The following is an 11,777-nucleotide window of genomic DNA, read 5'->3' on the forward strand; positions in this document are numbered from 1 at the left end:
GAGTACGCCAGCGATCGTGACGCTGATTATTTTGTACGGCGTTGAGATTGCTGAACTTCGTTCCAGCCGCGACGGGGATAGACGCCCGCCTGTCCCCGTCCGACGTTTCGAAAACCCTCTCCCAGAGGGAGAGGGAGGGACCCGCCGCGCAGCGGTGGGAGGGTGAGGGGGTAAAACGTCGGACGGCGCGCCGGCAGGGCGCTGAGAGAAAACGGTGAGGGCGTGATCCCTCACCCTCCCACGCCTTCAGCGTGGGCCCTCCCTCTCCCGCTGGGAGAGGGTTCAAGAAGGCCGCCCGCGGTGGCGAGGCGGCGCGACGCGCCGTCCTTGACTCGGTCAGACGCCAGAGCTCCGATCCACCAAGGGTTTAAGGCGTGGCCGCATCCGGGGCGGATGCGGGCTGTCGCCAAGCGGGTGTTAGGAATGCCTGGAGCGCCAGGGTCATATAAGGTTCGCTATGATCGATCCTCAGTCACACCAGGAAAGGGCCGGCGCATGATTACCGTGTGGGGCGGACAGACCTCGCGATCGATCCGGGTCGTCTGGGTGCTGGAGGAGATGGGCCTTCCCTACCGCGTGCGGCAGGTGGACATGCTGGCCGCCGAGCAGGACCCCGAGTTCCTGGCGGTCAACCCCGCCGACTACATCCCGGCGATCCAGGACGGCGACGTGGTCATGGTCGAGTCGATCGCGATCATGGAGTACCTGATGGCCCGCTACGGGCCGACGCCGCTGGCGCCCGCGCCGCGGGATCCGACCTTCCCCGCCTACCAGCAATTTCTGCACCTGGGCGAAGCCGGCCTCGCGACCCTGATGATGCCCGTCGTCGTCAGCCGCTTCATCGCGCCCGAGGCCGAGCGGGAGAACTGGGGCGCGACCTGGTGTCTGCGGTCGTTCCAGAAGCGGCTGAAGCTGGTCAGCCAACGGCTTGCCAGCTCGCCCTACCTCGCGGGCGAGGCTTTCACCGCCGCCGACATCTCGGTGACCTACGCCCTGAACCTGGGCCAACGGAACTGCGGCGTCACCCTCGGCGACGCCGAACAGGCCTACCTCGCCCGCACCACGGGCCGCGACGCCTACAAGCGCGCCATGGAGCGTTCGCACGAAGGGGTGAACACCTAAACCCCCGTCCGCCCCGCGAATTGAGGCGCGAGAGGGCGGCGCTCACCGTCGAAAGCCGACCTCGGTCAGCCCGACGATCGTTTCACCGTGAAATCCAAGCATGGCTCCCTTCGCGAGACGAAGGTTCGACGCCAGGCATCCCCGGGGGACTCCCCAACGCCGCCGCCGCCTCTATAACAGCGGCGCTCAACAGGAGATCCATCCATGGCCGCGTACCAGACCCTGATCGTGGAAACGCCCGAAACCGCCCCCGGCGTCACCCTGATCCGCCTGAACCGGCCTGAGGCCCTCAACGCCCTCAACACCGCCCTGCTGGCCGACCTGGCCCTGGCCCTGGCCGCCGCCCAGGCCGACGACACGGTGGGCTGCATCGTCATCACCGGCTCGGCCAAGGCCTTCGCGGCCGGGGCCGACATCAAGGAGATGTCGGACAAGTCCTACGCTCAGATGTTCAAGGACGACTTCTTCGCCGCCGGGGCCCGGGCCATCGAGACCACCCGCAAGCCGATCATCGCCGCGGTGGCCGGCTACGCCCTGGGCGGCGGCTGCGAGTTGGCGATGATGTGCGACTTCATCCTGGCCGCCGACACCGCCAAGTTCGGCCAGCCCGAGATCACCCTCGGCGTCGCGCCCGGCATCGGCGGCACCCAGCGCCTGACCCGCCTGGTCGGCAAGTCCAAGGCCATGGACATGATCCTGACCGGCCGGATGATGGGCGCCGAAGAAGCCGAGCGGGCCGGCCTGGTGTCGCGGATCTTCCCGGCCGACACGCTGGTGGACGAGGCCCTGGCCGTCGCCGCCAGGATCGCCGCCCAGTCGCCCCTGGCCACGGCGATGAACAAGGAACTGGTCAACGCGGCCTACGAGACGACGCTGAGCACCGGCGTGGCCCTGGAGCGGCGTCTGTTCCACTCGCTGTTCGCCTTCGATGACCAGAAGGAAGGCATGTCGGCCTTCGTCGAGAAGCGGAAGCCGGCGTTCAAGGGGACGTGAACGCTCGTTTGACCCGGGCGGAAGATTCTAGGGCCTGAATGGATTGACCCAAAGGGCCCCTTCCCGTATATCCGCGCGCTCTTGATTTCTCCTGCTTCGCGGCTGCCCGCGCGGCTGTCCGTTTGAAGGTCCGAACTATGGCCAATAATCCCGGCGCCAAGAAAGCGATCCGCAAGATCGCTCGTCGCACCGAAGTGAACACCGCTCGTCGCTCGCGCGTCCGCACTTTCCTGCGCAAGTTCGAAGACGCCCTGGCCGCTGGCGACGCCGCCGTCGCCAAGGCCGCTTTCATCGAAGCGCAGTCCGAACTGATGCGCGCCGTGTCCAAGGGCGTCGTCCACCCCAACACCGGCTCGCGCAAGGTTTCGCGCCTGGCGGCTCGCCTGAAGAAGCTTGATCAGGCCGCGGCCTAATCCAGTTTCCGACCGAACGTCGTTCGGTCCGCGAAATCAAAGACTTAGAGAAGCCGATCGAGGAAACTCGGTCGGCTTTTTCTATGCAAAATCTGTAAACCCGGGATTGTCCGCGAGACATTCCGCACGTTCAATCTCGGGGTCAAAAACTGCATTCCCTTGGCGGGTGAGGGCCTGTCGCGAGTCAACAGAAATATCCGCGATCGGACGCAAGTTTTCCGTTTGACCAGCAGGGGCCGCTGGCTAGTTTAAGCGTCTCAACGCTCTTCCAGTCCATGGAGATCACTGGTGGCGGCCGAACCCTTGCGTTCGCCGATCAACCCCCTGTGTCCGCATGGAATGGGAGCGTGAAGAGGACGCGATCGCGCGCCATGGGGGGCGGCGATCGGGGCAGAAATAAGACACATGCACGAGGCGATGACTGATGACGATCAAGGGCGGGTTAGTGAGTCAGGAGTTTTCGGCCGCGTTCTCGACGGTTGCCTGCGAACCGGCCGGCGTCGTCTGGAACAAGGTCTGCGTGGTGCTGAAGCGCGAGCTGGGCGACGCCGCCTTTGGCTCGTGGATCGCGCCGGCCGTGCTGCGTGAAGGCCAGGCCCGTGAAGGCCAGACCGGCGACGTCGTGCTGGTCACGCCCACGGGCATCGCCCGCGACTGGATTCGTCGCAGCGCCTGGCGTCGCGTCAGCGAGCTGTGGGCCGCCAACGACGCCACCTCGCGCCGCCTGGAGCTCAAATCGCGCCTGGAATTCGAGGCCGCCGCTGGTCCCGCGACCTATGGCGAGACCAAGGCCGAGCCGATCGAGATCGTCCTGCCCGTCTCCAGCGACGTCCCGGCCCTGGCCCCGACCAACGGCGCCCGCCCCTCGCCCGTCCAGGGTCTGCAGGAGCGCTTCACCTTCGACACCTTCGTGCCGGGTCCGGCCAACGAGTTCGCCCACGCCGTGGCCCGCCGGGTGGCCAGCTGGGCCGACGGCCATTTCAATCCGGTGCTGTTCCACGGCCCCTACGGCTTTGGCAAGACCCACCTGCTCAACGCCCTGGCCTGGGAGGCCATGCGCCAGGCCCCGACCAAGCGCGTGGTTTACCTGACCGCCGAGCGCTTCCTGTCGACCTTCGTGCGGGCGGTGATGGATCGCCAGACCACGGCCTTCAAGGAAGAGCTGCGCGGCGCCGACCTGCTGATCATCGACGACGTTCACTTCATCGCCGGCAAGCAGTCGAGCCAGGAAGAGCTGTTCCACACCCTGACCGCCCTGGTCGAGGACGGCCGCCGGGTGGTGTTCTCCTCGGACCGCGCCCCGGCGGCGATGACCGAGATGGACGCCCGCCTGCGCTCGCACCTGTCGGCGGGCCTGGTCTGCGGCCTGGAGCCGGCCGATCGCGCCCTGCGCCTGGGCATCCTGGAGCGCAAGCTGCAGGCCCTGTCGCGCCAGCACGGCTTCGAGCCGACCCTGCGCACCGAGGTGCTGCACTTCCTGGCCGACCGCTTCACCGATAGCGTCCGCGAGCTGGAAGGCGCGCTCAACACCCTGTCGGCCCGGGCCGGCGAAGGCGTGTCGCGCCTGACCCTGGACGAGGTCCAGGCGATCCTGCGGCCGCACCTGCGGGCCGGCGAGAAGCGCATCACCATCGACGACATCCAGAAGGCGACGTCCGAGCACTACGGCATGAAACAGGCCGACCTGCTGAGCGAGCGCCGCAACCGCGCCATCGCCCGGCCGCGCCAGGCGGCCATGTGGCTGGCCAAGCAACTGACCACTCGCTCGCTGCCCGACATCGGCCGGCGGTTCGGCGGCCGCGACCACACCACCGTCCTGCACGCCGTGCGCCGCATCGAGGCCCTGCGCGCCGAGGACCCGGTCCTCAGCCAGGATCTGGAAACCATCGCCCGCAAGCTGCGCGGCTGAGGGTTGCGGTTTTCGAGATGATGAAGGGCCGTCCCGATGGGGCGGCCCTTTTTCGTTTCTGGAAGATCCTCCCCCTGTGGGGGGAGGTGTCGGCGAAGCCGACGGAGGGGGGAGTGGTCCGCCCGCTCAGCAATATCCCCCCACCGATCGCTTCGCGATCGCCTCCCCCACGGGGGGAGGACCTTTAGGCGGCCCGGGCCCGTCGCAGCGTCAGATTGATCCGTCCCCCGCCGGGAACCAGGCCGGACGAGCCCGGCAGGATGCGGTCGACGCCGTGGAAGGCCAGGCGCGCGGGGCCCGACAGCCGGCAGACGTCGCCGGACGACAGCCGCAGGGACCGGGTCGGGTCCTTGCGCGCGGTCCCGCCGATCCGGAACACCGCCGTGTCGCCCAATGAGATCGACAGCACCGGAAAGCGGGGATCGGCCTCGTCGCGGTCCTGGTGCAGGCCCATGCGGGCGTCGTCGCGATAGAGGTTGATCAGGCAGGAGTCCGGCGGGGTTTCCGGATCGCCCAGCGCCGCCCAGAGGTCGAGCAGGGCCTGGGGCATGGCCGGCCAGGGTTGGCCCGTCCCCGGGTGGCGGTCGGCGTAGCGATAGCCGGCCTTGTCGCTGGTCCAGCCCAGCGGCCCGAAGCTGCTCATCGCCACGCTCATCACCTTGCCATAGGCGGTGTCGTAATGGCCCAGGGGCGCGGCCTCGACCGCCGCCAGGGTCAGGCGCGCGAGATCGGCCTGGACCCGCGGGTCCAGCAGGTCCGGCCAGAGGTCGAAGCCCGGCGCGATGCTGAGGGATTTGATCATTACGCAGATTTAATGCGCCAGGCGCGCCAGGACAGTGTTGGTTTGCGCCGCCCGGCGTAATCGCCGAACAATTTTTGCAATCCAGGGCCGTTCATGCGTCGACTTCTCTCCTCAGCGGCGGCCGCCGCGCTCGTTCTTGCCGCCGGTTCGGCCCTCGCCGCCACGACCGCCCCTCTCAAGCCAGCGAGCGCCAAACCCTCGATCACCGCCGCGACGGTGACCACCCAGCTGCCGCGCGGCGTCACGCCCACCCACTATGACCTGGCCTTCACGCCCGACGCGGAAAACCTGACCTTCACCGCTTCGGTCAAGATCGCCGTCGACGTGACGACCCCGACCAAGACCATCACCCTGCACGCCGCCGACCTGGCCTTCTCCAAGGTCGAGCTGGCTGGCCAAGGCTCCGCCAAGGTCACCGTCGACGCCGAGGCCCAGACCGCTACGTTCACCTTCGACAAGCTGGTGACCAAGGGCCCGCACGTCCTGGCCATCGACTACAGCGGCAAGATCTACAAGCAGGCCGCCGGCCTGTTCGCCCTCGACTACGACACCGACCAGGGCAAGAAGCGCGCCCTCTACACCCAGTTCGAGAACAGCGACGCCCGCCGGTTCATCCCGTCGTGGGACGAGCCGTTCTTCAAGGCGACCTACGACATGCGGGTCGCCGTCCCGACCGGCCAGATGGCCGTCGGCAACATGCCGATCGCCAAGAGCCGCGACCTCTCCGGCGGCAAGACCGAGGTGACCTTCGCGACGTCGCCCAAGATGTCGACCTACCTGCTGTTCTTCGGCCTGGGCGAGTTCGACCGCGCCACCGCCAAGGTCGGCGACGTCGAGATGGGGGTGATCACCAAGAAGGGCGACCTGGCCAAGGCCGACTTCGCCCTGAAGTCCTCGGGCCCGATCCTGCAGTGGTACAACGACTATTTCGGCGCCCCCTACCCGCTGCCGAAGCTGGACCACATCGCCGCCCCCGGCCAGAGCCAGTTCTTCAGCGCCATGGAGAACTGGGGCGCGATCTTCTACTTCGAATACGCCCTGCTGGACGACCCGGCGATCTCCACCCAGAACGACCGCGAGAACATCTACACCACCGTCGCCCACGAAATGGCCCACCAGTGGTTCGGCGACCTGGTGACCATGTCGTGGTGGGACGACCTGTGGCTGAACGAGGGCTTCGCTTCGTGGATGGAGGGCCGGGCCACCGAGCACTTCCACCCCGAATGGAACAGCCAGCTGAGCGCCGTCGCCGGTCGTGAATACGCCATGGGCCTGGACTCGCTGAGCACCACCCATCCGGTCGTGCAGCACGTCGAAACCGTCGATCAGGCCAGCCAGGCCTTCGACGGCATCACCTACCAGAAGGGCGAGGCGGTCATCCGCATGCTCGAGGCCTATGTCGGCCACGAAGCCTGGCGCGACGGCGTGCGCCGCTACATCAAGGCCAACGCCCACGGCAGCACCCAGACCGATGACCTGTGGCGTGAGGTCGAGGCCGCCGCCGGCAAGCCGATCACCGCCATCGCCCACGACTTCACCCTGCAGCCGGGCGTGCCGCTGATCACCGTCGAGGCCGGCGCCTGCGAGGCTGGCAAGACCCCGATCGCCTTGACCCAGGGCGAGTTCAGCCGCGACAAGCCGACCAAGACCCCCCTGGCCTGGCGCGTGCCGGTCTCGGCCCAGGTCGTGGGTTCGAGCACGGTGGCCAAGACCCTGGTCGAGAGCGGCAAGGGCGCGCTCAGCGTCGAGGGCTGCGGCCCGGTGGTCGTCAACGCCGGCCAGGCCGGCTATTTCCGCACCCTCTACGCGCCCAAGGCCTTCGCCGCCGTCGCGGCCAACTTCGCCAAGCTGCCGGCCATCGACCAGCTGGGCGTGATGTCCGACGCCTGGGCCCTGGGCCTGAACAGTCAGCAGCCGGTCACCGACGCCCTGGACCTGATCATGGCCATGCCCGTCGACGCCGACCCGCAGGTGTGGGGCAAGGCCGCGGCCATCCTGACCAACGTCAACGGCATGTACGAGAGCGCTCCAGCCGACCGCGCCGCCTTCCGCAAGCTGGCTGTCGCCCGCCTGTCGCCGGTGTTCCAGCAAGTGGGCTGGACGGCCAAGCCGGGCGAAGCGGCGCCGGTCACCACCCTGCGCACGACGCTGATCGGCGCCCTCAGCACCCTGGGCGACCCGGCGGTGATCGCCGAGGCTCGCCGTCGCTACGCCGCCGACAAGACCGACCCGACCGCCGTGCCCGGCCCGCTGCGCAAGGCGATCCTGGCCTCGGTGGCCCGCAACGCCGACGCCGCGACCTGGGACGCCCTGCGCGCCCAGGCCAAGGCCGAGAAGACCCCGCTGATCCGCGACCAGCTCTACACCCAGCTGGCTTCGGCCGAGGATCCGGCCCTGGCCGCCAAGGCCCTGGACCTGGCCCTGACCGGCGAGCCGAGCGAAACCCTGTCGGCCAACATGATCTCGACGGTCGCCAAGCTGCATCCTGACCTGACCTTCGACTTCGCCGTCGCCCACAAGGACGCGGTGAACGGCAAGGTCGACGCGGCTTCGTCGACCAAGTTCATCCCCGGCCTGGCGAGGGGTTCGGCCGATCCGGCGATGATCGACAAGGTCACCGCCTATGCCGCCGCCAACCTGCCGGCCGGCTCGCGCGGCGAGGCCGAAAAATCGGTGGCCTCGATCACCGATCGCATCAAGGCCCGCAAGGCCGCCCTGCCCCAGATCATCGCCTGGGTCGCCAAGACCGGCGGCTAACACGGTCCATGAGCGGGTTCAGCGAACGCGAGTTGAGGCATTTGAGCCTCGCTCGCGACCTATCCGACGGAAGGGCCGCGCTTTTTTGAGCGCGGCCATTTTCGCATGGAGTCGCGATTCCCCTTCTTTCCATGCGGGATTGGGCTTGCAGGCTGGTACCTATCCCCCATATCCGGCTGCGAAGCGGGGTTGACGAGCCCGTCAACTTCGATTGAACGAACGCTTTCCGCACAGACGCCGGTTTCGGCCGTCGTTTTGAGCGGCGAGGATTTGGATCAACCGTTAGAACGCGACCAGACGGGGACGGCTCGAGAAAAACCGGGGCGCTTGCCTTAAGGCCCTTGTCACCGCCGTCCGCCATTAGGAGCTGCAGGTCTCAACATGAGCAAGATTATCGGTATCGACCTTGGCACCACGAACTCGTGCGTGGCCATCATGGACGGCAAGACCCCGAAGGTGATCGAGAACGCCGAAGGCGCTCGCACCACCCCTTCGGTCGTCGCCTTCCTCGAGGACGGCGAGCGCCTTGTCGGCCAGCCCGCTAAGCGCCAGGCCGTCACCAACCCGACCAACACCCTTTTCGCGATCAAGCGTCTGATCGGCCGTAACTTCGCCGATCCGGTCGTGGCCAAGGACAAGGCCATGGTCCCCTACGAGATCGTCAAAGGTCCGACCGGCGACGCCTGGGTCAAGGCCCACGGCAAGGACTACTCGCCGCAGGAAGTTTCCGCCTTCATCCTGCAGAAGATGAAGGAAGCGGCCGAGACCCATCTGGGCGAGACCGTCACCAAGGCCGTGATCACCGTTCCGGCCTATTTCAACGACGCCCAGCGTCAGGCCACCAAGGACGCCGGCAAGATCGCCGGCCTGGAAGTCCTGCGCATCATCAACGAGCCGACCGCGGCCGCCCTGGCCTACGGCCTGGACAAGAACGACGGCAAGAAGATCGCCGTCTATGACCTGGGCGGCGGCACCTTCGACGTCTCGGTCCTGGAAATCGGCGACGGCGTCTTCGAGGTGAAGTCGACCAACGGCGACACCTTCCTGGGCGGCGAGGACTTCGACCTGCGGATCGTCGACTACCTGGCCGACGAGTTCAAGAAGGAGCAGGGCGTCGACCTGCGCAAGGACAAGCTGGCCCTGCAGCGTCTGCGCGAAGAGGCTGAAAAGGCCAAGAAGGAGCTGTCCTCGACGGCTCAGTACGAAGTCAACCTGCCCTTCATCTCGATGAACGCGTCGGGCCCGCTGCACCTGAACATCAAGCTGTCGCGCTCCAAGCTGGAAGCCCTGGTCGAAGACCTGATCGCCCGCACCATCGGTCCGTGCGAACAGGCCCTCAAGGACGCCGGCCTGAAGAAGAGCGACATCGACGAAGTGATCCTGGTCGGCGGGATGAGCCGCATGCCCAAGGTCCAGCAGGCGGTGCAGGACTTCTTCGGCCGCGAGCCGCACAAGGGCGTCAACCCGGACGAAGTCGTGGCCCTGGGCGCCGCCGTTCAGGCCGGCGTTCTGCAAGGCGACGTCAAGGACGTGCTGCTGCTGGACGTGACCCCGCTGACCCTGGGCATCGAAACCCTGGGCGGCGTGTTCACCCCGCTGATCGAGCGCAACACCACCATCCCGACCAAGCGCTCGCAGACCTTCTCGACCGCCGACGACAACCAGTCGGCCGTGACGATCCGCGCCTTCCAGGGCGAGCGTCCGATGGCGGTGGACAACAAGTTCCTGGGTCAGTTCGACCTGCAGGGCATTCCGCCGGCCCCGCGTGGCGTGCCGCAGATCGAGGTCACCTTCGACATCGACGCCAACGGCATCGTCAATGTCCACGCCAAGGACAAGGCGACCAACAAGGAGCACTCGATCCGCATCCAGGCCAATGGCGGCCTGTCGGACGCGGACATCGAGCGCATGGTCAAGGAAGCCGAGGCCAACAAGGCCTCGGACGACAAGAAGAAGGCGCTGGTCGAGGCCAAGAACCATGGCGAGGCCATCGTCCACTCGACCGAGAAGGCCTTCGCCGAACACGGCGACAAGGTCGGTCCGGCCGAGAAGGCCGCCATCGAGACCGGCCTGACCGAGCTGAAGGCGGCCCTGGAAGGCGAGGACGTCGAGGCCATCCAGGCCAAGACCCAGGCGCTGATCCAGGCTTCGATGAAGCTGGGTGAAGCCATGTACAGCGCCCAACAGGGCGACGGCGAAGGTGACGAAGCCGCCGCCGATGACGGTGTCGTCGACGCCGAGTTCGAAGAAGTCGACGACTCCAAGCCTTCGGCGTGACGATGGGTCGCGGGGCGGAAGACGTGACCACGGTTCCTCCCGCGCCACCTTTCGGGAACAAGGCTCCCGTCCGCCGCTTGCGGCCGGGCGGGAGCACTCCCACCTCCTTATCCACCATGGCTAGTGATCGACCCTGACGATGCGCGACTATTACGACGTCCTGGGCGTGACCCGAGGCTGCGATGACGCCGCCCTCAAGGTCGCTTTCCGCAAGATGGCGATGGAGCACCATCCCGACCGCAACGGCGGTTGCGAGAACGCCTCCTCGCGGTTCAAGGAAATCAACGAAGCCTATTCGGTGCTGTCGGACGCCCAGAAGCGCGCCGCCTACGACCGCTTCGGCCATGCCGGCGTCAATGGCCAGCAAGGCGGCGGTTTCGGCGGCGGCGACGCCAGCGACATCTTCAACGACGTGTTTGGCGACGTGTTTGGCGAGATGTTCGGCGGCGGCCGGCGCCAGGCCAACAACGGCCCCCAGCGCGGCCAGGACCTGCGCTACGACCTGGAGATCACCCTCGAGCAGGCCTATGCGGGCGCCGAGGTCGAGATCAAGGTTCCCGCCGCCATTACCTGCGAGGTCTGCGACGGCTCGGGCGCCAAGCCCGGCACCAGCCCGACGGTCTGCGGCACCTGCGGCGGCGCCGGCCGCGTGCGGGCCACCCAGGGTTTCTTCGCGGTCGAACGCGCCTGTCCCCGCTGCGGCGGTTCGGGCCGGCTGGTGCTGGATCCCTGCACCGGCTGCCATGGCCACGGCCAGGTGCGCCGCGAGCGCGTGCTGTCGGTGCGCATCCCGGCCGGCGTCGATGACGGCGCCCGCATCCGCCTGGCCGGCGAAGGCGACGCCGGGGCCCGCGGCGGCCCGCGCGGCGACCTCTATCTGTTCCTGTCGGTGATCCCGCACGAACTGTTCGAGCGCGACGGCCTGGATCTGCTGTGCACCGTGCCGGTGCCGATGACCGTCGCGGCGCTCGGCGGCGACATCGAGGCCCCCTGCCTGCTCGGCGGCGAGGCCTGCGACGGCGCCTGCCGCATCACGGTCAAGGTTCCGGAAGGCGCCCAGACCGGCAAGACCGTCCGCCTCAAGGGCAAGGGCATGCCGTCCCTGCGCAGCCGCCAACGCGGCGACCTGGTGGTCGAACTGTTCGTGGAAACCCCCACCCATCTGTCGGCGCGCCAGAAGGAGCTGCTCAACGAGCTGGCCACCCTGTGCAGCGAGAAGCAGAACCCCAAGTCGGCCAATTTCGTCGGCAAGGCCAAGCGGTTCTGGGAAGAAGTGACAGGCAGCTAGGCGGCGCTTTCCGACGCTATATGAGAAGGGCCCGGAACTCAGGTTCCGGGCCCTTTCTGCATTCAAGCGCCCCCCAACAGTTGTCATCCCGGAAGCGCGCAGAGCTGTCCGGGACCCAGGGCCGACGCAGTGCGGTTGCCCTGGGTCCCGGCTCTCCGCTTCGCTGCGGCCGGGATGACAACTGTTGGGGGGTGTGGACCTAGATCGTTCAGGCCG

The 11,777-nt window shown here is 67.5% G+C and carries 8 protein-coding genes; 7 read left to right on the forward strand and 1 reads right to left on the reverse strand.

Annotation, left to right across the window (positions count from 1 at the left end; all coding sequences use genetic code 11):
• The first annotated feature begins 495 nt into the window (after window positions 1-495).
• The 4 genes from ASD79_RS21685 to dnaA all read left to right on the forward strand — a co-directional run bounded on the left by ASD79_RS21685 (window position 496) and on the right by dnaA (window position 4,437).
• A complete protein-coding gene (locus ASD79_RS21685; RefSeq protein ID WP_056725560.1) occupies window positions 496-1,122 on the forward strand; it encodes a glutathione S-transferase family protein in 627 nt (208 codons plus the stop codon).
• A 204-nt stretch (window positions 1,123-1,326) separates the two neighbouring features.
• Entirely contained in the window at window positions 1,327-2,115 is a 789-nt protein-coding gene (locus tag ASD79_RS21690) for an enoyl-CoA hydratase (protein ID WP_056725561.1), read from the forward strand.
• Between the two features lie 137 nt (window positions 2,116-2,252).
• A complete protein-coding gene (gene rpsT, locus ASD79_RS21695) occupies window positions 2,253-2,528 on the forward strand; it encodes a 30S ribosomal protein S20 (protein ID WP_007664810.1) in 276 nt (91 codons plus the stop codon).
• Between the two features lie 424 nt (window positions 2,529-2,952).
• Window positions 2,953-4,437: a chromosomal replication initiator protein DnaA gene (dnaA, locus tag ASD79_RS21700; RefSeq protein ID WP_056725563.1), complete on the forward strand. Its 1,485-nt coding sequence runs from the start codon at window positions 2,953-2,955 to the stop codon at window positions 4,435-4,437.
• A gap of 184 nt (window positions 4,438-4,621) precedes the next feature.
• Here the strand turns inward: dnaA and ASD79_RS21705 are convergent, their stop codons facing one another.
• Entirely contained in the window at window positions 4,622-5,239 is a 618-nt protein-coding gene (locus ASD79_RS21705; protein WP_056725564.1) for an alpha-ketoglutarate-dependent dioxygenase AlkB, read from the reverse strand.
• Window positions 5,240-5,332: 93 nt separating this feature from the next.
• On the opposite strand from ASD79_RS21705, the gene ASD79_RS21710 reads away from it, so the two are divergent.
• The 3 genes from ASD79_RS21710 (at window position 5,333) to dnaJ (ending at window position 11,561) form a co-directional block, all read left to right on the forward strand.
• Complete coding sequence (locus tag ASD79_RS21710) at window positions 5,333-7,996, forward strand: M1 family metallopeptidase (protein ID WP_056725567.1); 2,664 nt, start codon at window positions 5,333-5,335, stop codon at window positions 7,994-7,996.
• Between the two features lie 381 nt (window positions 7,997-8,377).
• Entirely contained in the window at window positions 8,378-10,273 is a 1,896-nt protein-coding gene (gene dnaK / locus ASD79_RS21715) for a molecular chaperone DnaK (RefSeq protein WP_056725569.1), read from the forward strand.
• 139 nt (window positions 10,274-10,412) lie between these two features.
• Window positions 10,413-11,561: a molecular chaperone DnaJ gene (gene dnaJ, locus ASD79_RS21720; protein ID WP_056725571.1), complete on the forward strand. Its 1,149-nt coding sequence runs from the start codon at window positions 10,413-10,415 to the stop codon at window positions 11,559-11,561.
• Window positions 11,562-11,777: the final 216 nt, after the last annotated feature.

The organism is Caulobacter sp. Root655, from assembly GCF_001427665.1.
Lineage (GTDB): Bacteria > Pseudomonadota > Alphaproteobacteria > Caulobacterales > Caulobacteraceae > Caulobacter.